The 25337-nt window shown below is 64.6% G+C and carries 14 protein-coding genes; 9 read left to right on the top strand and 5 right to left on the bottom strand.

What is annotated here, in order from left to right; all coding sequences use genetic code 11:
- Positions 1-474 precede the first annotated feature (474 nt).
- Both RMO51_RS17390 and RMO51_RS17385 read right to left on the bottom strand, forming a co-directional pair.
- Entirely contained in the window at positions 475-1050 is a 576-nt protein-coding gene (locus tag RMO51_RS17390) for a fasciclin domain-containing protein (RefSeq protein WP_310396752.1), read from the bottom strand.
- 475 nt (positions 1051-1525) lie between these two features.
- Positions 1526-2239: a hypothetical protein gene (locus RMO51_RS17385; protein ID WP_310396750.1), complete on the bottom strand. Its 714-nt coding sequence runs from the start codon at positions 2237-2239 to the stop codon at positions 1526-1528.
- 137 nt (positions 2240-2376) lie between these two features.
- On the opposite strand from RMO51_RS17385, the gene RMO51_RS17380 reads away from it, so the two are divergent.
- Positions 2377-4821 carry a TonB-dependent receptor gene (locus RMO51_RS17380; protein ID WP_310396748.1) on the top strand — a complete coding sequence of 815 codons (2445 nt, stop codon included), beginning with the start codon at positions 2377-2379 and terminating at the stop codon, positions 4819-4821.
- Between the two features lie 301 nt (positions 4822-5122).
- Positions 5123-6583, top strand: a complete 1461-nt coding sequence (locus tag RMO51_RS17375; RefSeq protein ID WP_310396747.1) for a hypothetical protein — start codon at positions 5123-5125, stop codon at positions 6581-6583.
- A gap of 175 nt (positions 6584-6758) precedes the next feature.
- Here RMO51_RS17375 and RMO51_RS17370 read toward each other — a convergent pair whose 3' ends face one another.
- The 3 genes from RMO51_RS17370 to RMO51_RS17360 all read right to left on the bottom strand — a co-directional run bounded on the left by RMO51_RS17370 (position 6759) and on the right by RMO51_RS17360 (position 10832).
- Positions 6759-7397, bottom strand: coding sequence for a BLUF domain-containing protein (locus tag RMO51_RS17370; protein ID WP_310396746.1), 639 nt, complete (start codon positions 7395-7397; stop codon positions 6759-6761).
- 101 nt (positions 7398-7498) lie between these two features.
- Entirely contained in the window at positions 7499-7924 is a 426-nt protein-coding gene (locus tag RMO51_RS17365) for a response regulator (protein WP_310396744.1), read from the bottom strand.
- A 40-nt stretch (positions 7925-7964) separates the two neighbouring features.
- A complete protein-coding gene (locus RMO51_RS17360) occupies positions 7965-10832 on the bottom strand; it encodes a PAS domain-containing protein (RefSeq protein ID WP_310396743.1) in 2868 nt (955 codons plus the stop codon).
- A gap of 529 nt (positions 10833-11361) precedes the next feature.
- Here RMO51_RS17360 and RMO51_RS17355 point away from each other — a divergent pair.
- From RMO51_RS17355 to RMO51_RS17325, 7 genes are all read left to right on the top strand, one after another.
- Positions 11362-14130: a substrate-binding domain-containing protein gene (locus tag RMO51_RS17355; protein ID WP_310396741.1), complete on the top strand. Its 2769-nt coding sequence runs from the start codon at positions 11362-11364 to the stop codon at positions 14128-14130.
- A gap of 199 nt (positions 14131-14329) precedes the next feature.
- The gene (locus RMO51_RS17350; protein ID WP_310396740.1) at positions 14330-15652 is read left to right on the top strand and encodes a sugar porter family MFS transporter; all 1323 of its coding nucleotides are present in this window, start codon (positions 14330-14332) and stop codon (positions 15650-15652) included.
- Between the two features lie 68 nt (positions 15653-15720).
- Positions 15721-16596, top strand: coding sequence for a carbohydrate kinase (locus RMO51_RS17345; protein ID WP_310396739.1), 876 nt, complete (start codon positions 15721-15723; stop codon positions 16594-16596).
- 144 nt (positions 16597-16740) lie between these two features.
- Complete coding sequence (locus tag RMO51_RS17340) at positions 16741-18282, top strand: glycoside hydrolase family 32 protein (protein ID WP_310396736.1); 1542 nt, start codon at positions 16741-16743, stop codon at positions 18280-18282.
- A gap of 323 nt (positions 18283-18605) precedes the next feature.
- Entirely contained in the window at positions 18606-21698 is a 3093-nt protein-coding gene (locus tag RMO51_RS17335; protein ID WP_310396735.1) for a SusC/RagA family TonB-linked outer membrane protein, read from the top strand.
- Between the two features lie 55 nt (positions 21699-21753).
- Positions 21754-23283 carry a RagB/SusD family nutrient uptake outer membrane protein gene (locus RMO51_RS17330; protein ID WP_310396733.1) on the top strand — a complete coding sequence of 510 codons (1530 nt, stop codon included), beginning with the start codon at positions 21754-21756 and terminating at the stop codon, positions 23281-23283.
- A 101-nt stretch (positions 23284-23384) separates the two neighbouring features.
- A complete protein-coding gene (locus tag RMO51_RS17325; RefSeq protein ID WP_310396731.1) occupies positions 23385-25169 on the top strand; it encodes an alpha-glucosidase in 1785 nt (594 codons plus the stop codon).
- Positions 25170-25337 lie beyond the last annotated feature (168 nt).

Here is a 25337-nt window from a genome sequence, read left to right as displayed (position 1 = left end):
CAACCCCGAAACCGCTCTAACGCCTTTGCGCCCGGTCGGGCCAGGCGCTACCGTTGGGGTTAGCAAGCCCCACCAAGGTCTGTGGCCGGGCGGCCGCGATTTAATGATATCGTAATGGCCGCGCACCGGACAGGTGGCTTCGGATTTGTGGTTCAGAAATGGCCGCGCGCCGGACAGATGGCTTCGGATTTGTAGTTCAGAAGCGCGCCGGGGCTGTTTATTGGGGAGGGCCCGGGCGGCGGCTTGGGCACGGCCCGGGCCCCAAACGCAAACAACCGCCGCTGGCGCGAGGCCGACGGCGGTTGTTAGAGCAGTTTTCCGGTTCGTGTCCGCGGCGCGGCCGGGGAATCTGACGAGCCCCCTTCGGGGCGGGCCCCGGCTCACTTAAAGCGCGAAGTCCGCAAAAGAGGGGCGCCTGACGAGCAGCGCGCCAACCGGGAAGCTGCTGTAGATGTGCTGGTTGACCTAAAGAAACTACTTGGGCAGCATCACTTTGTCGATGACGTGAATCACGCCGTTGCTCTGGGTCACGTCGTAGGTCGAGATGCTGGCGGTGTTGCCCGACTCATCGGTCAGCACCACGTTGTTGGCGCCGTTCATCGTGGCGGTCAGGGTGCCGCCGCTCACGGTTTTCAGCGTGGCCTTGCCCTTGCCGGCCTTGATGGCGGCCATGATGGCCTTGGCGTTCATGTTGCCGGCTACCACGTGGTAGGTCAGCACCTTGGTCAGGGTGGCCTTGTTCTCGGGCTTCAGCAGGGTTTCGACGGTACCAGCGGGCAGGTTTTCGAAGGCGTCGTTGACCGGGGCGAACACGGTGAAGGGGCCTTTGCCTTGCAGCGTTTCCACCAGGCCGGCGGCTTTCACGGCGGCCACCAGGGTGGTGTGGTCTTTCGAGTTCACGGCGTTGGCCACGATGTCCTTGTTGGGGTACATCGCCATGCCGCCCACCATGACGGTGCCGGGGGTCATCGCGGCCTGGGCCGAAACCGTGGTGGTAGCGGCTGCGCTAAAGAGCGCCGCAATGGCGAGGGAAGACAGGGTCTTTTTCATCGGAAAAAAGAAATGATTGGTTATTGTGAATTGTGCCCCACCTACGCGGCCGGTTCCGCCGTTGGATTGCCCGGACTATATTTTTGTCGAGAAAGCCTGATTCAGTATTTCGCCCAGTGCCACTCAAACTGGCATCGAATGGCCGCGCAAAAGCCGTACAAAAAGTTGAGCGGGTTCGACGAGCAGCATGGGCAACCCTGCCGCGACAGCAGGCTCAGAAAACCGCCGTTGCAATAGTGACACAACACTGAAAACCAACAGAATAAGGCGAATAGAAACCCCGTGTTCTCACCGCCGCTGCCAACGCCAAGCACCTGAGTGGAGGGGCGCATTTGGCCTTGCGGCGGTTTCTGGGTCAGTGTGCATGTTTGAAGGGAGTTAAAAGTTGAGAGTTAAAAGTTAAAATCTCTAAACAATCAATATTTTAACTTTTAACTCTCAACTTTTAACTCCCTACATAAACCGGGAAAACGCTCTAGGCTTGCCCGGGCTCCCAGAGCTGAGAGCGTTCAGCCAGGTGCTTCGCCATGAATCCGTCGAAACTATCGGCCTTGGAGCCGGCGAAAATGGGGTGGTGAAAGGCGTCGAGCTTGTGCAGCAGCTGCACCAGTTGCGTAAGCTCGGCCGGGCTGAGGTTGCCGGCGCTCAGCTGCGCAACCTGGCCCATGCGAGGCAACACCCGCAGCAGCAGCGCCTGCCCGGCGGGACTGATTTGCAATACTTTGCGGCGCCGGTCGGAGGCGTGGGGCCCCTCGCTCACCAGCTGCTGCTTCAGCAGCCGCCGGATGACCTCGGTGCCGGTGGCCTTTTCTTGGATGTTGCGGGCAATCAGCTCCGACTTACTGAACGAGCCCTCCGTGAACAGCGTAATCAGGTAGGTGAAGTCGTCGAACGTTACCAGCGGCGTGTCGGCCAGCGCCAGCCGGATGTAGCCCCGCACGTAACGATACATGAAGGTGACGAGCTTGCCGAGCAGCGACTCCGGGGTTTCGTACGGGTTGGGAGCCATGCGGGCGCTGGCGTAGGTGGGGGCCCCCGGCGCCGCCTGCGCTTGGGTGGGCAGCCAATCCAGGAACGCGCGCAGGGCATCGGGACCCGGGGCGTCCGGGCGCGCAGCTTCAAATTCGGCTAGCAGCGGCAGCAACTCCTGGAGCAGCGCGTAGCGAAGCAAGGGTTTTTCGTTCGGCATTTCAGCGGCTAAAGATATGATAACACACTTTGTGCGGGGTAGGTATTGAGGAACACGCCAGAATATAGTATGTTTGTGAACAAATAATAAATAAAAACATACCACTGCCATTTCTTACCAAGTTTCGCTAACGAGTCATGAGACCATTCCTCCTCCTAATCATTGCGCTGCTTAGCGTGGGCAACCTGCTGGCCCAGAACCCCGGCACGGTGGCCGGCACCGTGCGCGACCGCGCCACCCAGGAGGTGCTGCCCGGCGTGAGCATCACGCTGGAAGGCACGGAATTTGGCACCGCCACCGACGCCGAGGGCCGCTACCGCCTCACCGGCGTGCCGGCCGGCGCCTACAACCTGCGCGCCACCTTCGTGGGCTACGACCCGCTGGTGCGGTCCAACATTGCCCTGAGCAGCGGCAACGTGAACACCCTGAACCTAGAGCTGAACACCGCCCCCCAGGCCCTGGGCGAGGTGACCGTGACGGCCAGCCGCGCCATTCGGGTGGCCACGGCCGAAACGCCGCTGAGCGTGCAGCGCCTCACCACCGAGGAAATCAAGAGCAACCCGGGCGGCAACTTCGACATTTCCCGGGTGGTGCAGAGCCTGCCCGGCGTGGGCGGCGGGGGCAGCGGTGGCACGGCCGGCTTCCGCAACGACATCATCATCCGGGGCGGGGCGCCGAACGAGAACGTTTACTACCTCGACGGCATCGAGGTACCGGTCATCAACCACTTCCCCACCCTGGGCAGCGCGGGCGGCCCGGCCGGCATCCTCAACGTGAGCTTCATCGAGGACGTGACGCTGAGCAGCTCGGCGTTTCAGGCGCGGTATGACAATGCCCTGAGCGCGGTGCTGCAGTTCCGGCAGCGCGACGGCAACGCGGAGCGGATTCAGGGCAACCTACGGACCTCGGGTACCGAGGTGGCGGCCACGCTGGAGGGGCCGTTGACCCAGAACACCACGTTCCTGGCCTCGGCCCGGCGCAGCTACTTGCAGGTGCTGTTCAAGCTGATTGACCTGCCCATCCGGCCCGATTTCTACGACTTCCAGTTCAAGACTACGACCAAGCTTTCGGCCAAAACCACGCTGACTACCCTGGGGCTGGGCGCCATCGACCACTTCGAGGTGGCGGCCCCCAAGAACAGCACCCCGGAGAAGGAATTCACCCTGCGCAACAACCCCACCAGCGACCAGTGGAACTACACCGGGGGCGTGAACCTGCGCCACCTGGTGGCCAACGGCTACCTGAACGTGGCGCTGAGCCGCACCCAGCAGTTCAACGGCGCCGACCAGTTCGAGTACGGCTTCGAGGGCGACGAGAGCCGCCGCAAGCTGGGCGCCCGGGCCTACGAAACCGAAAACAAGCTGCGCGCCGACGTGAACAAGCGCGTGGGCCGCTGGCAGTACAGCTACGGCGCGGTGGGCCAGCTGGTGCGCTACGACAACAACGTAATTAACCGCCTGCGCTCGGAAGTGCGCGACGACGGCGGCAACCTCGTGAGCCCCGCCGTCACGGTCCGGTTTGAGTCGGAACTCGACTTTGCCCGCTACGGCGCCTTCGCGCAGGCCACCCGCACCTACGGCGCCGACAGCCGCCTCACGCTCTCGGCCGGCATCCGGGCCGACGGCACCACGGCCCTGACGGAAGGCTACCGGCTCGACCGGACGCTCTCGCCGCGGGCGAGCCTGAGCTACGCCCTGCGGCCCACGCTGAACCTGAACGCCTCGCTGGGCCGCTACTACAAGATTCCGCCCAGCACCATCCTGGGCTTTCGGGACGAGGCCGGTAACCGCGTGAACGCCGGCGGCCGCTACATCCGGGCCGACCATTACGTGGGCGGGCTGGAGTGGCTGCCCGGTAAGGCCACCCGCTTCACGCTGGAAGGCTTTTATAAGCGCTACGCCAACTACCCGGTGAGCGTGCGCGACGGCATCAGCCTGGCCAACCTGGGCGGCGACTTCAACGCCATTGGCAACGAGGCCGTGACCAGCACCGGCGACGGGCGGACCTACGGGGCCGAAGCTTTTTTCCAGCAGAAGCTCAGCGGCAAGCTGTTTGCCATCGTCTCGCTCACCGGGTTTCGGTCGGAATTCAGCGGGCGCGACAACCGGTACGTGCCCTCGGCCTGGGACTCGCAGTTTCTGGGCTCGGCGCTGCTGGGCTACCAGCTGGGCCGCGGCTGGGAGTTGGGCGCCAAGTACCGGGTGGGTGGCGGCTCGCCCTACACGCCCTACGACGAGCCCGCCAGCCGCGCCAGCTACCAGGCCGTGGGCCAGGGCGTGCTCGACTTTGGCTTCCTCAACACCCAGCGCCTCCGCAGCTTCCAGCAGCTCGACCTGCGCCTGGACAAGAAAATCAGCCTGCGCCGCCTGAGCTTCGACTTCTACATCGACGTGCAGAACGCGCTGCTGACCAAGCCCGTGGCGCCGCCCACCTACACCTTCGAGCGCCTGGCCGACAACTCCGGCTACCGCACCACCGACGGCCAGCCCCTGCGCCCCGACGGCGGCAACGCCATTCCGGTGCTGCTGCCCGACGGGGACGCCCTGGTGGTGCCCACGGTGGGGTTCATCGTGGAGTTTTAGGAGCGGCTTGAGTTAGCTGGTCCGTTGTAGAGACACATCCTTGCATCTCGTCGTCTGCGCCAATATCGTTCGACCACGAGGCGCAAGGATGCGTCTCTACGGCGTTTCGGCGGCCTCTCATCTTAATTGGATTACGGCCCTGCTGCCCGCGCCGGCGGTTTGGCGCGCCCTGAAGCAACCCTCGCCCGCTGGCCGCGGTCACTGGCCGCTCCCGTTACCTTAGCCCGGGGCTGCTCGAAGCCCCGACGGGCCCGGGCCTCTCCAGCAGCGTTGGCACCCTTTAGCTTCAGCTTCTGCACCCATGCGAGTTCTCCTAACAATCGGTCTGTTGAGCCTTTTCCTGCGCCCGCCGGCCTGGGCCGCGGACAAGCCCGGCAATTACCTGGCGCAGTGTTGGCGCCAGCAGGGGCAGCAACTAGCCGGCCGGTACGCGGTGTTTTCCTTTCGGGAGCAAGCCAACGAGCTGGAGCACAGCTTCTCGCCCTGGCAGCAAACGGCTTATGCCAAACGGGGCACGGCCTGGGTGAATGCGGAGAATTTCCTCAAGCAGGACACCTTGGTTCAGCAGCAAAAAACGCTGGTTTCAAAAACGCAGTTGAGCGGCGACGTCTTGCTGCGGCTGGATTACGGCGACCAGAAATTAGCGCCGGTGACGCCGGAGCAGTTTGCCGAGCAATTGTTCCAGACCGCCCGCTACTCGCCCCTGCCGCTGCTGAGCTATTTTGTGCGGCACCCGACGGAGGCCGACGAGCGGTCGAGGCCTGGCTTCGCCGTGTACACCACCCGGCTGCCCCGGGCTGTCGTCAGCCTGGTTATCCGAAAATCAGACGGTTTGGTGGACCGGGTTGAGGTGCTGAGCGACGACGAGCTGTTCGGCGACGTGCGGACCACCTTCACTTACCGCGACTACGCGGCGGCCGGAAAATTCGCCTACCCCAAAACGGTAAGTATCGACAAGCTCGGCGGCAAGGTGCGCGACGAGGTGGCGGTTACGACCCTGAGCATTGCGGACCAAGCCGCGCCGCTGCTGCAACGGCCGGCGGACTACCACATGAAGCCGGCCGGCGAAACCAAAGCGGAAGTGGTGGTTCAGCGATTCAGCCCCAACCTCCATTTCATCGAGCTCAAGCACACCGACGACCGGGTGCTGGTGGTGGAGTTCAGGGATTTCCTGGTGGTGGCCGAGGCTCCGCTCAACAGCGCCAACGGGGAGCGCATCGTGGCCGAAGCCCGCCGCCTGGCCCCCGGCAAGCCCATCCGGTATTTCGTGTTCGGGCACTACCACCCGCACTACCTGGGCGGCCTGCGCCCGTTTGTGCGGCGGGGCGCCACGGTGCTCTGCGGTCCCGGCGACGCGCCCTACGTGCGCTACCTGGCCGAGGCCCCGCGCACCCTGCGCCCCGACAGCCTGCACCTGGCCCCGCGCCCGGCCACCGTCGAGGAAATAGCGGGCACCAAAACCATTACCGACGGGCAGTTTGAGATGCAGATTCATTTCATCGGCAAGCAGTCGGAGCACACCAACGACTACCTCATCTACTACTTCCCGAGCGAAAAGCTGCTCTTTGAAGACGACCTGGCCTGGGTGCCGTGCACGGGGGCCGTGCCCAAAGCCCGCGCCCGGCAAGCGGGCCTCTACCAGGCCGTGCGCGACCGCAAGCTGGACGTGAAAACCGTGGTGCAGTCCTGGCCCGTGGCCGACTACGGCGTGAAAACGGTGATTCCGTTCGCGGACCTTGAGCAAGCCATGCAGGTGAAATAACCACCCAGCGCCATCCGCTTGGCTTGCCCCCACCAAACCGGTCATGCAGCGCGCGCGCCGCTCGTCACGCCGAGGCAGGCGGCATCTTCTCCCCGCTGAACGAATCCTAATAACGTGGAAATGGGAGGCTGCTGCGCCAGCGAACGCCAGATGAGCCCGACGGTCAATCAGCTTTTTACTGACTTTTGCCGGCTTTCCCTACCCCTCCCCCGAAAGGATCGTGCGTGTTTTTTGCCCTCTCCACGCCGAAGGCCTGTAGCAGCGCCTGCAAAAGCGAGTCGTCGGGGAGGGTGCCGGGCTCGATTTCCTGCGTCACCACCGTTTCCAGGGCCCGCACCACGGCTGGGCCCGCCGCGTGCCCCAGGCCCATGCTCCACTCGGCAAAGCGCCGGACGGGGGTCGGGCCTTCGCTCACCGTCACTACCTGGGTGTGGCGGCTGTCCTGCTGCACCCTGGCGTACACCGCCCGCACCGCGTCTTGGGGTCCTTCCAGCACCTGCACGAAGCGGCTCTCGCTGTAGAGCAACAGGCCCGTGATGCCGTGTTCGGCATTGTGACGGCGCGACTTTTCGATGAGCTGCTGAAGCTGGTTCTCGTTGAAAGGACGCGTGGCCCGGCTGCGGTACAGCACCTGATATACGCAGGCGTCGAGCAGGTCGATAACCTGGTCGAGGGTGAGCGTGCCCTCCTGGTAGCGGGCCAGCAGGGCGCGCTCGTAGCGTTGGGGCGCCAGGGGCGTGTCGGCCGTGAGGGCCACGGCCCAGGCCACGGCGCGGCGGCGCTGAACTTCGGTGTCGGGAGCGGGGTGGGGCATCACCCACCTGTACGCCCGCCGCCGCGGAAAGATTTACTAGTGGCTGCCCGACAGGCCCGAGGCCCTGGCGCTTTGACCCGGTTCAGGGGGGGGCGCGGCGGCTACCCCACCGGCGGCGGCGGGCCAAAGTTGGCCTGAAGGATTTGGGTCACCTTCTCGGCCGTGAGGGGCTTGCGGAGGAAGCCGGCCACGGGCAAGGCTTCGAGGCGCTGCAGGTCGCGCGGGTGCACAGAGGTGGTGAGCATCACAATCACAATGGCCCGCTGCCGGTCCAGGGGCAGTTGCTGGTAGGCGGTCAGGAACTCGAAGCCGTCCATGAGGGGCATGTTCACGTCCAGAAAAATCAGGGCGGGGCAGGACGGCGTGCTGGCTTCGTGGCATTCGGTGGTCAGCATCTGCAGGGCCTCCTGGCCGTTGAGGGCCACCAGGACTTGGTTGGTCACGCCCATCTTCTCAAGCAGCCTGCGGTTCAGGTAGTTGGTGGTGGGGTCGTCGTCGACCAGCAGGGTACAAGAAAGCTTGGACATAAAGGGCGGAAAGTAGAATGCCAGAGAAACGGGCCGGGGGTTAGCGTTTGAAATAGACGGAGAAAACGGACCCGCGCCCCAGTTGGCTGTGGACTTCCACCTTGCCGCCGGCATTCTCCACCATGCGCTTGACCATGTACAGGCCCACGCCCGAGCCCTCGACGTGGGTGTGGTAGCGCTGGAACATGGTGAACAGCTGCCGCTCGCGCGCGAGGTCCAGGCCGAGGCCATTGTCGTGCACTTCGAGAATGTAGTAGCCGTCCTCGGCGCGGGTGCGGACGCGGACTTCGGGCGGGCGGTCGGGGTGGTGGTACTTGAGGGCGTTGCTGAGCAGGTTGTAAACCACCGAGCGCAGGTTTTTTTCCGAGAAGGTGACGGTGGAAAACTTCCGCACGTCCACGTCAAGCCGCGCGCCCACCTGCTGCAGCAGCGGGGCCAGGTCGAGGCGCACGTCTTCGATGACGGCGGCCAGGGGCACGCGCGCGGCGGGCTGGTCGTGCTCCTTTTGCAGCTTTGAAAGGTCGGTCAGGTGCTCAATGGTGCGCGTGAACCGGTTCACCGAATCCTGCATCAACCCCAGAATGTAGGTCACTTCGCCGGCTTCGCTCTGCGCCGGCAGCTCGTCCCGCAGCGTGTGCAGCAGGCCTTCAATGTTGGAGATGGGGGCCTTCAGGTCGTGCGAAGCGGTGTAGATGAAGTTGTCCAGGTCCACGTTGGTGCGCGTGAGCTGCTCGTTGGTGGCGCGCAGCTCGGCGTTGAGCGCCTGGGCTTCGTCGCGGGACTTGCGCAGCTTTTTGGTGAGGCGCTGCAGGGCCATTTCGGCCAGCTTCTGCTCGTGCACGTCGATGACCGTGCCCACGATGCCCGCGTACTCGCCGGTCTCGGTGAAGCGGGGCAACCCCGAGTCGATGGCCCACCGGTAGGCGCCGTCGCGGCGGCGCAGGCGGTAGAGGCCCTGAAAGGGCGCGCGCCGGGCGTTGGCGGCCAAAAACGCGGTGCCGGCGGCTTCGGCGTCCTCGGGGTGCACCACCCCGGTCCAGCCCAAGCCCAGGGCTTCGGCCTCGGTCTGCCCGGTGTAGTCGTACCAGGGCTGGTTCAGGTAGGTGCAGTACCCGGTCGGGTCGGTCACCCAGAGCATGGCCGGCGCGTTGTCGGCCATCAGGCGGAACGACTCCTCGCGCCGTTCCACCACGCGCCGGGCTATCACCTGCGCGGTGACCTCCGTGGCCACGCAGGTAATAGCCGTCACCTGGCCGCGCTCGTCGCGCAGGGGCTGGTACACAAAGTTGTAGAAGCCCGTTTCGCCGGGTCCGTGGCGCGCGAGGCGGATTTCCTGCTCCTGCGCCACGAACGGCACGCCGGACCGCCGCACGCCGTCGAGCAACTCCCGCAGGCCCTGGCCCACCAGCTCGGGCATGGCCGCAAAAAATGGCCGGCCCAGCAGCTCGTTCAGGGGGCGGCCCAGCATGTCGACCATAGAGGGGTTCACGACGTCGAGCGCGTACTCCGCGCCCCGGAACACGCAAATGGCCACCGGGGCTTGCTCAAAAACTTCGCGCAGCTGCCGCTGCTGGGCCTGCTGCTGGGCGGCGCGCTGCTCCCGCCCCCGCACTTGCTCGCCCACGTCGTAGGCCAAGGTGGAAATGCCCACAATGGCCCCGTTTTCCCGATAGGCTTGGTACGTGAAGGTGAAATACATCGGCGTGGCGGGCCGGCCGTCGGGCTGCTGCAAGGTCAGCGGCTGCTCGTAGCCGAAATACGTTTCGCCCGTGCGGTACACGTGGTCGAGCCGGGCCACGAGGCCTTCGTCCACCGCCTCGGGCAGGGCCTCGGCCACCGGGCGGCCCAGGAGCTGGCGGTCGGAGAAGAACGCCTGGTAGGCCGCGTTGACGTATTCGTAGCGGTGGTCGGGCCCGCGCTGAATGCACACGGCCGCCGGGGTGTGTTCGAACACTTGAAAGCGGGTTTCGCGCTCCCGCACATGGCGCCGGGCCGCTTCAAACACGGCCTGCTTGGAGCGCGCCAGCTCGACGTTGCTGCTGCTCAGCTCGGCGTTGGCGGCCCGCAGCTCGGCATTGGTAAACGCCAGGGCCTGGTTCAAGTCTTCCACTTGCCGGCGGGCGTCCGTCTGCTCGGTCACGTCGGTGACCAGCGTGCAGACCCCCACCACGGCGCCGGCCCGCACATCGGGAACGTAGTTGACGTGCATGTGCCGCACCAAGTCCTCGCGGTAAGGCAGCTGTGCTTCAAATTCAACGCGCTCGCCGGCCAAGGCGCGGTCCAGGTAGCCGCTCACTTTCGCATAGGCGGTTTGCCCCACTACCTCCCAAACCGGCCGGCCGAGCAGCTGCTCCATGGGCTGCCCAAACCAAACCTCGTAGGCGTGATTTATAAACTGGTAGCGGCGCTCATGGTCCAGGTAGCCGATAAGCACGGGCAACGCGTCGGTCACGAGCCGCAGCTGGTGGGCGCTGGCTTCGCGGGGCGGGCCCGCGCCCGGGGCCCGGTCCTGGTCTCCGGCCGCCCGCGGCGGGGCGCCGGCCTCGGCGAAGCTCAGCACCAGGTGCTCGCCGCTGCGCCGGCCGGCCAGCAGAAGGCGGCCACCGGTTTGGTCGCTAAACGCGTGGGGCCCGGCCGCGCCCGTCTCCCATGCGCGCTGGCAGCAGGCCAGCAGCCCGCTGGCGGGCGCGTCGAGAAAGTGCGTGCGCACGGTTGCGGCCGGCCGTTCGGGTAGCCCCGTCAGGCGCTGCGCGGTGGGATTGAGGTGGTGCAGGGCGAAATCCATCAGCTCGCCGGCCGGCCCGTAGCGTGGCCGCAGCAAGGCTACCGCCGAGAGCGAAACGTCCAGCAAGGCGCCGAGCAAGCCGTCGGCGGAAGAAAATTCGGGCGCGGAGGCGGCAGGAGTCATGCGTGGGAAAAACAACGCGGTAGAACGGCAAGCAACTGGGAATGGCAGGAGGTACGAGTAAAAAGAGCCGGCCGTTTTCCGTGGCACGGGCAAGCGACCCGGCGGCCGCGCTTAATTGCTGAATCCTAACGTCACCCCGGCCCTCCATCATTCAAATTCGCGCCAGAAATTCAGTGCGTCGGCTGGTTTTATCCTTTATTGCGTTGGCGTGCGGCATCCGGGGACGCGCACTAGGAGCGGCAAGCGGCCCTTTTCTGCCCGGGCGACGGGGGCAATTCCGTTGGGCTGGGCTTTTTAGCGACGCCCCGCGGCGCTTATCGCAAACCCGGCGCGCCCATCAAACCAAACCCTTAATGCTCCCAATAATCTGTTAAAAAGCGAATTCCAGAAACCCCAATTCCCCATCGCCAAGGCTTCAAGGCTCCGGTAAAAACAACCGCTTATTCTTAAGCCGATAGTTAGTATCTTATTCATCCGCTGCCGAACCAGGCCGTTGGCCGGGCCGCTTCCTCCAACCAATTCTCACCCGTTGAACCTCCTTTCCAACCTGCCTTTTTCGTGGCGCCGGCTGCTGGCCTTCCTCCTACTGGCCGGCGTGGCCGGCTGCGCCCCCGCCGCGCACGAGCCGGCGTACCGGATTGGGTTTTCGCAGTGCAACACCGACGATGCCTGGCGCCAGGCCATGCTGGCTGGGATGGAAAAGGAGCTGAGCATCCACCCGAACGTGCATTTCCAGATGCTGGACGCTCGCAACAACAGCGACTTGCAGCGGCGGCAGGTGCGGGAATTAATCCGGCAGCGTGTGGACTTGCTGATTATTTCGCCCAACCAGTCGGGCCCGCTCACCGCCCTGGCCGAGGCCGCCTACAACCAGGGCATTCCGGTGGTCGTCCTCGACCGGCGCACCACGTCGCGCCTGTACACGGCCTACGTGGGCGGCAACAACCAGGAAGTGGGCCGCCGGGCCGGCCACTACGCCGCGCAGCTGCTGCGCCAGCGCGGCCAGGTGCTGGAAATTCTGGGCATGCCCGGTTCGTCGCCGGCCGCCGACCGCGACCTGGGCTTTCAGCAGGCCCTGGCCGAGCACCCCGAGCTGCAGCTCGTGGCCAAGCTCCAGGCCAATTGGCAGCCGGCCTCGGTGCTGCAGCGCCTGCCGGCCGTGCTGCGCGCCCACCCCGAGACGGACCTGATTTTCGCCCACAACGACCCCATGGCGCAGGCCGCCTACCAAGTGGCGCGGCAGCTGGGCCGGGACCAGCACATCCGCATCATTGGCGTGGACGGCCTCCCGGGGCCCGGCAACGGCTTGCAACTGGTGGAGGACGGGGCCCTGAAAGCCACGCTGCTCTACCCCACCGGCGGCGAAGAAGCCATTCGCACGGCGCTGCGCATCCTGCAGGACGAGCCTTTTGAGAAGGACAACATTTTGAGCACCATGGTGATTGACTCGACCAATGTGGGCACCATGCGCACCCAGACCGAGCAGCTGGCCACGCAGCGGCAGGACATCCGCTACCAGCAGCAGCGGCTGCGGGAGCAGATGCGCCGGTACGCCAGCCAGAAAACCACCGTGTACCTGCTGCTGGCCAGCCTGTTGGTGGCCGTGCTGCTGGGGGCGCTGGCGTGGCGCTCGTCGCGCAACAACCGCCGCATCCGGCGCATGGTGGAGGAGCAGAACGCCGAAATCCGCCTGCAGCGCAACCAAATCGAGCAGCTGGCCGAAGACGCCCGCCGCTCGTCAGAGGCCAAGCTGCGCTTTTTCACCAATTTCTCGCACGAGCTGCGCACCCCGCTCACCCTCATCCTGGGCCCGGTGGAGGACCTGCTCACCAGCCCGGCCGAGCTGGCGCCGGCGCAGCGCCACGACCTGAAGCTGGTGCGCCGCAACACCCAGCGCCTGCTCCAACTGGTGAACCAGCTCCTGGATTTCCGCAAAATTGACGTGGGCAAGATGGCCGTGCGCGCCACCAAGAGCAACCTGGTGGCGTTTGTGCGCGAGCTCATGGACGTGTTTGAAAAAACCGCCCGCCGACGAAACATCACCTTTCGGTTTTTGCCCGCCGAGCCGGTGATTAACCTGTGGTTCGACGGGGACATCTTGGACAAGGTGTTTTCCAACCTGCTGTCCAACGCCTTCAAGTACACCGCCGACGGCGGGCAGGTGACGGTGAGCCTGCAGCGCGGGCCGGCCGCCAACACCGTGCGGGTGAGCGTGGAAGACAACGGGCGGGGCATTGCCGAGGCCGACCAGCCGCACATCCTGGGCTGGTTTTTTCAGGGCAGCCAGCCGTCGGCCAACGGCTCGGGCCTGGGGCTGGCGCTGGCCGACGGCCTCACCCGGCTGCACGAGGGCACGCTGTCGTTTCGCAGCCAGCCCGGCCACGGCAGCACCTTCGAAGTGACCCTGCCCCTGGCCAAGCCGGCCACGTTCCTCGACGCGGCGCCGGCGCCGCTCTACACGCCCTCCACGGCCCACGCCCTGGACGACGAGCCCCTGGAGCTGCCCGCCGAAGTTGCCCCGGCCCGCACCGACGCCACGGTGCTGGTGATTGAAGACCACGAGGAGGTACGCAACTTCCTGGTGCAGAAGCTCCAGCCCCACTTCCAGGTGAGCACGGCCGCGGACGGGGCCGCGGGCCTGCGCCTGGCCGGCGAAACCATCCCCGACGTGATAGTGTGCGACGTGAGCCTGCCCGAGCTCACGGGCCTGGAGGTGGCCGTGGCCCTGAAGGGCGACTGGCGCACCTCGCACATTCCGCTGGTGCTGCTCACGGCCCGCGACGCGCCCGAGCAGCAGATTGAGGGCGTGCAAGCCGGCGCCGACCTCTACCTCACCAAGCCCTTCAACCCCACCTTTTTGCTCGAAAGCCTGCGCACCCTGCTGCGCAACCGCGACCAGCAGCGCGAGCACTTCCGGCGGGAGCTGAGCGTGGACACTGCCACCGTGGCCCCGCAGCGCGTGGACCAGAAATTCCTGGCCGACCTCACCGCCATCATCGAAGCCAACCTGGACCGGCCCGCCCTGAGCGTCGACGACATTGCCCGCAGCCTGGGCGTGTCGCAGATGCAGCTCTACCGGAAGGTGAAAGCCCTGCTGGGCACGGGCGTCACGGACTACATCCAGAGCCTGCGCCTGACCAAAGCCCGGCAGCTGCTGCTGCACGAGGGCAGCGCCATTGCCCAGGTGGCCTACCAAACCGGCTTTTCCTCGCCCTCCTACTTCGCCACCCTCTTCAAGGGCAAGTACCAGGTGTCGCCTTCCGAGTACAAAGCCCTGCACACGCCAACCCACCACTGATGGAATTTTGCAAGCTGTGTCGGATTACTGATAAATCATTAACAGTAATCAAAGAGGCGTAATGTGTTAACATGCATTATTAAAGCGGGTTATGATTTAATAACGCCTTTGCAGGAATCCTGCAAGGATTTGAAGAAAAGGAGCAGGTCATTACCGCGAAACAAGGTCACATTTGGGAAACGTTCTCGCAACATTTCCCATGGTTCAGCGCAAAGTTCTCTTCTGGTCCATCGTCACGGCCCTGGGAGGGTTCCTGTTTGGGTTCGACACGGCCGTGATTTCGGGCGCTGAAAAAGCCATTCAGCAGCTGTGGCGGCTCAACGCGGTGGAGCACGGGTTCACCATTTCCATCGCGCTGTTCGGCACGGTGCTGGGCGCCGTGTTCGGCGGCATCCCGTCGGATAAGCTGGGGCGGCGGCAAACCCTGCGGTGGATTGCGGTGCTCTACCTGGTGTCGGCGGTGGGGGCGGCGCTGGCCCCGAGCTGGGTGCCGTTCATGGTGTTCCGCTTCCTGGGTGGGCTGGGGGTGGGCGCTTCGTCGGTCACGGCCCCGCTCTACATCTCCGAGATTTCGCCGGCCGAGTCGCGGGGCAAGCTCGTGGGCTTGTTTCAGTTCAACATCGTCTTCGGCATCCTCATCGCCTACCTCTCCAACTACCTGTTGGCCAACGTGGGCGACCACTCCTGGCGATTCATGCTGGGCGTGCAGGCCGTTCCCTCGGTCGCCTTCCTGCTGTTCCTGTTTCGGGTGCCCGAAAGCCCGCGCTGGCTGCTGCTGCACGGCCGCCTGGCCGAAGGCCGGGAGGTGCTGCGCATCATCAGCCCCGCCACGGTGGAGGCCGACGTGGCCGCCATCCTCACCGCGCAGTCGCTGGCCAGCCGGCAGAGCGAGTCGCTCTGGGCCGCGCAGTACCGCACGCCGGTGCTGCTGGCCGTGGCCTTCGCCTTCTTCAACCAGGTGTCGGGCATCAACGCCATCATTTACTACGCCCCGCGCATCTTCGAGATGACCGGGCTGGGGCAGGGCGCGGCGCTGCTCTCGTCGGCGGGCATCGGGCTGGTCAACTTCGCTTTCACGCTGCTGGGCGTCAACGTCATCGACCGGTTTGGGCGGCGCACGCTCATGCTCGTCGGCTCGGTGGGGCTCATCGCCACGCTGGCGCTGGTGGCGCGGGCCTTCTACGCGGCGCAGTTCGGGGGCGTGCTCGTGCCGGTGCTGCTGTTCGTGTACATCGCCTTTTTTGCCTTCTCGCAGGGGGCCGTCATCTGGGTGTTCATCTCCGAGATTTTCCCCAACGCCGTGCGGGCCAAGGGGCAGGCGCTGGGTTCGAGTACGCACTGGGTGATGGCCACGGTCATCGCCTTCACCTTCCCCTACTTCGCCGAGCACCTGGGCGGCGGGCACACCTTCGCCTTTTTCTGCGCCATGATGGTGCTGCAGTTCCTGTTTGTGCTGCGCTTCATGCCCGAAACCAAGGGCATGAGCCTGGAGCAAGTTGATAAAACCCTGGTCATGCACTGATTGGCAATATTTTACGGCAGCCCGTGCTGCTATAAACCATTAACCACTGACCGTTAACCACTACTCAGATGCCCATTGCCTGCTTCGGAGAAATGCTGTGGGACGTGCTGCCGACGGGCAAGCAGCCCGGGGGCGCGCCCCTCAACGTGGCCGTGCACCTGCACAACTTTGGCCTGGACGCGCAGCTCATCAGCCGGGTGGGCCGCGACGATTTGGGCACCGAGCTGCTGGCCTTCGTCGAAGCCCAGGGCGTGAGCACCCGCTACGTGCAGCGCGGCGAAACCCACCTGACCGGAGTAGTGAAGGCCAACGTGCGCGACAGCATGGAAGTGACTTACCAGATTGTGAAGCCCGTGGCCTGGGACTACATTCAGTACAACGACGCGCTGCGCCAGCTGGTGGAAGCTTCCGAAGCCTTCGTGTTTGGCAGCCTGGCCGCCCGGCACTCGCCCTCGCGCGAGACGCTGTACCGCCTGCTGCAGCGGGCCCCGCTCAAGGTGTTCGACGTGAACTTGCGGCCCCCGCACTACTCGCGCGACGTGGTGACCTACTTGCTGCGGCAGGCCGACATCGTGAAGCTCAACCACCACGAGCTGGCCGAAATCATGGGCTGGTTCGGGGTGAGCCCGGACGAAGAAACCGCTTTGCGCTGGCTGGCCGAGCGGTTTCATTTGCAAGCCGTGTGCGTCACGAAAGGGGCCGACGGGGCGGTGCTGTGGGTGGAGCAGCAGCTGCACAGCAGCCCCGGCATCGCGGTGCGGGTGCAGGACACCATCGGCAGCGGCGACGCTTTTCTAGCGGCGCTGCTCCGGGGCTGGCTGGCCGGCCAACCCCCGGCCGACTACCTGGCCTTTGCCTGCGCGGCCGGCTCGCTGGTGGCGAGCTGCCAGGGCGCGACACCAGTTATTTCCGAAGCACAGGTGCAAGCCCTGGCCGCCGCTTAGTCATTTTTTGATGTGCTGATGTGCTGAAGCGCTGAAGCGCTGAGTGTAAATAAACAATTACACGGCACTTGCACGCCTTTTACTCGGTATCAGCCCATTAAGACAATAGCACATCAGCACATCTGCCCCCCGCTTACCGCCCGCATGAAAACCGCTTTTCTCTTCGCTTTAATCCTGCTTGGCGGCCCCGGCAGCCCGGCGCAGGTGCCCGCGCCCGACCCCTACCGGCCGGTGTACCACTTCACGGCGCCCAAAAACTGGATTAACGATGCGAACGGACTGATTTACAGCAACGGGCAGTACCAGCTTTTTTACCAGTACAACCCCCTCAGCGCCAACCCCGGCCATCTGAGCTGGGGCCACGCCACCAGCCCCGACCTGCTGCGCTGGACGCCGCAGCCCGTGGCCCTCACCGAGTACGCGAACCCGGACGGCAGCAACACGATGATATTCTCGGGCAGCGCCGTGGCCGACAAGGACAACACCTCGGGCCTGTTCCCGAAGGGCCAGACCGACGGGTTGGTGGCCTTTTACACCGGCCACGTGGAGCGGCCGGGCGTGGTGCTCGCCCAGCACCAGAACCTGGCCTTCAGCCTCGACCACGGCCTGACCTGGCAGCGCTACGCCCAGAACCCGGTGCTCGACATCAACAGCAAGGAATTCCGCGACCCCAAGGTGTTCTGGCACGCGCCCCAGCAGAAGTGGGTGATGGCCACCGTGAAGGCCGACCGCCAGCAGGTGTACTTCTACGAGTCGAAGAATCTGAAGCAGTGGACCTTCCTGAGCCGCTGGGGCCGCGCCGGCAACACGGTGCGGGAGTGGGAATGCCCCGACCTGTTTGAGCTGCCCGCGCCGGGCGGCGGCACCAAGTGGGTGCTGCTGATTTCGGCCGGCAACCCCACCGAGCAGTTCCGGGGCCAGCAGTATTTCCTGGGCAGCTTCGACGGCACGGCCTTTGTGCCCGACCAGGCCTACGACGAGCCCGCCTACCTGGACTTTGGCAAGGACTTTTTCGCCGGCGTCACCTTCAACGACGCGCCGGGCAACCGCCGCATCCTGGTGGGCTGGACCAACGACTGGGCCTACGCCCGCGACGTGCCCACCGGCGACGGCTGGCGCGGCAACTTCGCCGTGCCCCGCGAGCTGAGCCTGCGCCGCACGGCCCAGGGCCTGGCGCTGGTGCAGGTGCCCGTGCCCGAGCTGCGCACCCTCGGCAAGGAAACCCTCGCCCTGAAGGCCCGGGCGCTCAAGCCCGGCCCGGCGGGCTACGAGGTGCCCTTCCGGGGCGAGTCGTACGACCTGGAGCTGACCCTGAAGCCCGGCCCGGCCAAGCTGCTCACCCTGAACGTGCTGCAGAGCGACGCGGAGCGCACGACGCTGCGCTACGACGTGGCCCGGGAGGAGCTGACGCTGGACCGCACCCAGTCGGGCAACGTGGGCTTCCACCCGCTATTTGCCAGCACGCTCGAAACGGCCCGGGTGCCCCTGCAAAACGGGCTGCTGCAACTGCGGCTGCTGGTGGACAAGTCGGTGGTGGAAGTGTTTGCGCAAGGCGGCGAAACCACCCTGACCGACCTGGTTTTTCCGCGGCAGCACGCCGGCCGCATCAGCCTGACCGCCGACGGCGGGGCCGCCCAAATCACCGCCCTGCGCCTCACCAACCTCAGCCAACCGCTCGCGCCTTAGTCGCGGAGCACGGCCCGCTTTCACTTTTTCTCTCCCCTAATCCCCTTTCCCATGCTAATCTTTTCCCAATTCCCACCCGGGGCAGGGCCTTGACGGAGGCCACTGCTCCACCGACCCAGGCGGATTTTCCCCGACCACGCAACCTCGCCAAATCCGGCGGGGCAGGCCGCGAAGCAGGTTTCGCGTGCTTGGCAAACTGCGTTTTTTACTGATTTCCACTCGGCCCAATAGCACCGGCCGCCGCGTTTGTTCCGAAAACGATTGCGGCAGTTTCGCTCAATGCCGAGTGTGCTCAAGTTTCCCACCATTTCATTTTTTCACTCATGACAAACAACTGGTACACACGGTACAAATCAGCAGAGCCGGCAGCAGCTGCCCCGGTGGGCAGAAGCCGGCCCGCGCTGCTCAGGGTGCTGGCGCTCGGCATTCTGTCCATACTCTTGCCCCTGCTGAGCCAGGCGCAAGCCAATCGCGCCGTTTCCGGCAAGGTGACGGACGCGCAGTCTGCGGGGCTGCCCGGGGTCACGGTCCTCGTGCCCGGCTCCACGGTCGGCACCAGCACCGGGGCCGATGGCTCGTTCCAACTGCAGGTGCCCGAGGCCGCGACGACGCTGACCTTATCATTCGTGGGCTACGCCACGCAACAGGTTGACATCACTGGCAAAACCACCGTGCAGGTGGCGATGAAGGAAGACGCCCAGGGGTTGGGCGAGGTGGTGGTGGTCGGCTACGGCACGGCCCGTAAGCAGGACGTGACCGGGGCCGTCGCGGTCCTTGGCGAGAAGGACTTCAACCGGGGCACCTTCACTTCCCCCGACCAATTGCTGCAGGGCCGCGTATCGGGCGTGCAGGTGAGCAACAACAGCGGCCAGCCCGGCGGGCCAGCCACTATCCGCATCCGGGGCAACTCGGCCGTGACGGGCACGGGTCAGCCGCTATACGTGGTGGATGGCGTGCCGCTCGACGGCCGCACGGCCCGGCCCGGCATAGGCGCTGCTGGCACCCAAGCGGCTAGCACCGACATCGGTGCTGGGGCCGACAGCAACCCGCTTAACTTCCTCAACCCCGACGACATCGAAACCTTCACTGTGCTCAAAGACGCCTCGGCCACGGCCATCTATGGCTCGCGAGCGGCGTATGGTGTGGTGCTCATCACCACGAAAAAAGGCAAGACGGGCGCCCCAGTGCTCAGTGTTGGCGCCTCGACCGGCTTCTCGACGCTGCTGCGCCGGCCCGAATTCCTCGACGCCGGCCAGTACCGGCAGGCCATCACGTACTACAATGTGCCTAGCAGCGGCCCAGTCGGCAGCTCCGGCAATCCTGACAAAGGTGGCGACGTGGATGCCCTGGATGAGATTCTGCGCACTGGCTCCCTCCAGAACTACAACGTGTCCATGAGCGGAGGCGGCGAAACCGGCCGCTACCGCCTCTCGCTGGGCTACCTCGACCAGGACGGCATCGTGCGCAAAACCGGCTTCAAGAAATATAGCGCCAACCTCTCGACCAACCTCCAGTTTCTGGAGAGCAAGAAGCTGGGCGTGGACGTGAACATCGCCACCAGTCAGTTTCGGGAAGAACTGGCCAACATCACCACCGATGCGGGCTTCCGGGGCAGCCTCATCGGGCAGGCCTTGCAGTGGAACCCCACGCAATCCCTGCGCAACCCCGATGGCTCGCTCTTCATTCAGCCCGGCGACGTGGTCAACCCTCTCGCGGCCCAGGAGCTGTACGACGACAACTCGCGGGTTAACACGGTGCTAGCCAGCATCGCGCCCTCGTATAAGTTTACCGACTGGCTCAACTACCGCCTGCTGCTGAGCGTGAACTACAACAGCGGCGAGCGGCGTACGGCCATCGACCAGCGCCTGATTAACCTTCCGGGCATCCGGGACCAGGGCTTTGCCAACATCAGCAACAGCGAGCTGTCCACGCAGCAAATCGTTCACACGCTCAACTTCAACAAGGCCGTTGTTGCCGACCTGAACCTGAATGCGGTGCTGGGTTACGAGTACACGAACTTTATCAATAAGGGCTCCAGCCTGAGCGGGTTTGGCAATGCGGCGGCGGGCGGCTTTGGCAGCTTGGGCCTCGACTACACCGACTACATTCAGACGACGGCGGTTGGTAACCGCAGCATTCGTTCGTTCAACGACCCCACCTATGAGCTGCAATCCTTTTTCGGTCGGGCTATTTTCAACTATAAGGACCGCTACGTGCTGACCGGCACGCTGCGCCGCGACGAGAGCAGCAAGTTTGGCGCCAACAACCGGGTGGGTTATTTCCCCTCTTTCGCCGCGGCGTGGGACTTAAGCCGGGAATCCTTCTTCCCGACCGAGCAGCTCACCCAGCTCAAGCTACGGGCCGGCTACGGCCTGACCGGCAATCAGGAATTCCCGGCCGGAGCGGCCGTGGACCGTTTCGAAGTGCGCGACAACGGAGAACAGCGGCCCCTCAACAGCCGCAACGAGGACCTGAAGTGGCAGTCGGACCGCCAGTTCAACGTCGGCATCGACATCGGGGCGTTCAACAACCGTCTCACCTTCTCGGCCGATTATTTCAATAAAACCACCACCGACATCTTATTTCCCACCATCCCTGGCCGGCCTTCTCCGCAGTTCCAGGCCATTTTCTGGGACAACCTTGACGGCAAGATTGTGAACAAAGGTGTTGAAATGGCGGTGAACACGACGCTGCTGAGCAACGAGAAAGCCGAAGTGAGTTTCAATGCCAACGCCACGTTCATTCGCAACGAGGTAAAAGATTTGGTGGGCCCCGAAATTATTACCGGCGCCATCAACGGGCAAGGACTGTCGGGCGCTACCGCTCAGCTCATCACCAACGGCTATCCCATCAACGCCTTTTTCCTGCCCCAATACAACGGCCTTGACGACCGGGGGATTTCCAACCCCTTTGGGCCTGCCGCCTATGCCAGCAGCCCCAACCCCCGCACGCTGCTGGGCTTTGGCCTCAACGCCCGATACAGCAAGCTTTCTCTGGTGGCAAACATGACCGGGGTGTTTGGCCAGTACATCTACAACAACACGCTGAACGCCGTGGGTGCGGTGGGCGGGATTGGAGCAGGCAAAAATATTGCGGTATCCACGTTTGAAAACCCCGTCAAAGAAGCGCCCGGCAACGCGGGGGCAGCCTCGACGCGCTACCTGGAAAAAGGCGACTTCCTGAAGATGTCCAACCTCACGCTTTCCTACGCCTTGGGCGACGTGGCCGGCTTCATGAAGGGGGCCCGCGTGTACGCCACGGGCCAGAACTTATTCGTTATCACCGACTATGACGGGTTTGACCCGGAAGTCAACACCGTTAAAACCGGGGATAACAAAGTGCCCTCCGTTGGTATTGACTATTTGCCCTACCCCAGCGCCCGCACCTTCACGTTCGGCGTCAACTTCAATCTGTAACTTCTAACTCATCCCCACCATGAAATACACTAAGATTGCATGTGCGGTCGCCGTATTGAGCCTCCTCCAAGGGACTACGAGTTGCGAGCTAACCGAAAAACTGCAAGGTGAGCTGACGGCCGACCAAATTCCGAAAGGCGACCCGGCGGCCCTGCTCCAGGGTGTTTACAATGCCCAGCGCGAACCCATCCAGGGCCACGTTAGCGTGTTTGCGCTCCAGGAAGTATCCACCGATGCCCGCATCATGCCCACCCGCGGGCCGGACTGGGACGACAACGGCAAGTGGCGGCAGCTGTTTAACCACACCTGGGATGGCAACAACGAGCGGGTGCGCGATACCTTCAACCAACTCGAAGGCATCGAATATGCTGCCACCGACTTACTACGCTTCGACCCCACGGTGCAACAGGCGGCTGAATCCCGGTTCCTACGGGCTTGGGCTGAGTTCTTGCTGCTCGACCTGTACGACCAGGTGCTCTACCGAGAACCGGGTGAGCGGCTGAACAACCTGGCCAGGGTTCGCAAAGGCACCGAGGCGCTGACTTTCATTGTTAGCGAGCTCAACGCCATCCAGAAGGACTTGTCCGATGCCTCCGTCAGCAAGGCCACCAAGGACGCCGCCCGGGTGCTGCTCATGAAGTGCTACCTAAATAAGGGCGTGTACGCCAACCGCGCGGCCCCTACCTTCGCCGCAGCCGACATGAACCAGGTAATCACGCTGGCCGACGAGATAATCAACAGCGGCAAGTACTCGCTCACGCCCAATTACTTCGACAACTTCGCGCCCGACAACGGCGCCATTGGCCGGGAGAACATCTTCACCCAGGAAAATGCCTTCGGCAACGGCGGTCCCCTGCGCGATTTGTGGAAATTTGTGTCGCACTACAACATGCGGCCCGTGGACGGCTACAACGGACCGGCCGTGCCCGGCACTTTCTACGACCTGTTTGAGCCCACCGACAAGCGCCGGGGCGTGGCCTACGACGTTGCTGGCGGCCCTGCTAACCCCGGCCGGCGCATCAACGTGGGCTTCCTCATCGGCCAGCAATACAACTTGGTCACCGACGCTCCGCTCACCACACGAAGCGGGGCTCCGCTGGTGTTCACCAAAGACGTGAATCTCATTGAAACCGGTGCCGACCTTGAAGCCAAAGGAATCCGTCCCATCAAGTACCCCGTAGACTACGCGAGCGAAGCCAAAGGCGGCAACAGCAGCGAAAACGACCACGTGACTTTCCGACTGGCCGACGTGCTGCTGATGAAGGCCGAAGCCATCCTGCGGGGTGGCACGGCCACCAGCGCCGGCACATATGGGGCTACGCCGCTGGCCATCGTGAACGCGCTGCGCACCCACCCCTCGCGGGGGGCCAGCGCACTGCCCGCCCTCACGCTTGACATTCTAATTGACGAACGGGGCCGGGAGCTATACAGCGAGTCATGGCGGCGAAATGATTTGATACGGTTCGGCAAGTTCCTGGCGGCCCGCAAAGACAAGCCCCAGAGCGACCCGAAGTATCTCGTGTACCCGGTTCCGCAGCAGCAGGTGGCCATAAATTCCAACATCACCCAGAACCCCGGATACTAGGCTTGACCGAACCCCCGGTAGCGCATGAGCAGGCCGTTGGTTGCTGCCCGTCGGCAGCGGCCAGCGGCCTGTTTGCGTGCGGCCCGGTTCCCCAGACACTGATGAGAACGGCGAATACTTTTCGACTTGCCCTGCTGCTGCTGGCCGGCCTGGCCGCGGCGTGTAACCAGACCGCCACCACCGAAACGGCGACGACTGCCAGCGCGGTGGCCGCCCCCGACACCGCCGCCCTGGCCAAGCAGCCGGGCTGGTGGAAGGAAACCGTGGTGTACCAGCTCTACCCGCGCAGCTTCCAGGACAGCGACGGGGACGGCGAGGGCGACCTGCGCGGCATCATCGCCCGGCTCGACTACCTCAAAAGTTTGGGCGTGGGCACGGTGTGGCTCAACCCCATCTACGCCTCGCCCAACGACGACAGCGGCTACGACATTTCCGACTACCGCCGCATTCAGCCCGCTTTCGGCACCATGGCCGACTTCGATGCGCTGCTGAAAGGGCTGCACCAGCGCGGCATCAAGCTGGTGATGGACCTGGTGGTGAACCACAGCAGCGACGAGCACGCCTGGTTTAAGTCGGCGCGCAGCTCGCGCACCAGCCCCTACCGCGACTACTACCACTGGTGGCCCGCCGAAAAAGGCAAGCCCCCGCCCCGCTGGAGCTTCTTCGACGTGAACAGCGACGCCTGGCGCTACGACGCCGCTACCAACAGCTACTACCTGCACTACTTCTCGCGCAAGCAGCCCGACCTGAACTGGGAGAACCCCAAGCTGCGCCAGGAGATTTACGCCATGATGCGCTTCTGGCTCGACAAAGGCATCGACGGCTTTCGGCTGGATGCGTTTCAGTTTGCCTCCAAGGACCGCACGTTTCCGCCGCTGCCCGCCGGCTACGAGAAGAACATCATCAAATACTACGGCAACGGCCCGCACCTGCACGACTACCTCCAGGAGATGAACCGCGAGGTGCTGCGCCACTACAACGTGATGACCGTGGCCGAGGGCGCCGGCACCGGCCCCGCCGACGCCATGCTGTTCGTGGACCCCGCCCGCCGGGAGCTGAACATGGCCTACCACTTCGAGGGCATGGCCATCGGCCGGGGCCCGGACGGCTACCGGCTCACCGATTTTAAGCGCATCTACACCCGCTGGGACAGCGCCTTTGCCCGGAAGGGCTGGCTGTCGATTTACCTGGCCAACCACGACCAGCCCCGGATGCTGAGCAAGTTTGGCGACGACCGGCCGGCGTTTCGGGCGCCCGCGGCCAAGCTGCTCAACACCTTCGTGCTGACCATGCGCGGCACGCCCTACTGCTACTACGGCGACGAGCTGGGCATGAGCAACATCCGCTTCGACCACATCACGGACTACCGCGACGTGGAAACCCGCAACGGCTACCAGCGGGTGAAGAACCGGGGCGGCGACCTCACCGCCTTTCTGGCCCAGGCCAAGCGCACGGCCCGCGACAACGGCCGCACGCCCTTCCCGTGGACGGCCGCGGCCCAGGCCGGCTTCACCACCGGCACGCCCTGGCTCAAGCTGAACCCGAACTATCCCGTCATCAACGCGGCCGCCCAGGACTGGGACTCCGCTTCGGTGCTGAACCACTTCCGCCGGGCCACGGCCCTGCGCCGCCAGCGCCCGGTGCTGGTGCACGGCCAGTACCAACTGCTCGACGCGGCCAATCCGCACATCTACGCCTACACCCGCACGCTGGGCGCGGAGAAGGCGCTGGTCGTGCTCAACTTTACTTCTGAAAAGCACGCCTGGGCGCTGCCCGCCGGCCTGGCGCTGGGCGGCGCGCCCTGGCTCAACAACTATCCGACCTTCAGCCCGGCCGCGACGCTGGCCCTGCGGCCCTGGCAGGCGCTGGTGCTGCCGCTGCGCTGAGCAATGTTCAGCCGAGTGGCCTCACCCCCCGGCTCCCTCTCCGAGCGGAGAGGGGGAGCCGAACGACTTTCTTTTGCCACATGGCAGACTCAAACACCTGATTGCACCCGCGCCTCCGTGGCTCCCCCTCTCCAGCGGAGAGGGGGCCGGGGGGTGAGGCCACCCGGC

Origin of the sequence: Hymenobacter sp. (assembly GCF_031398885.1) — a bacterium.
GTDB lineage: Bacteria > Bacteroidota > Bacteroidia > Cytophagales > Hymenobacteraceae > Hymenobacter.
Note: the sequence above shows the minus strand (reverse complement) of the source record. Positions and strands in the feature narration are given on the sequence as shown.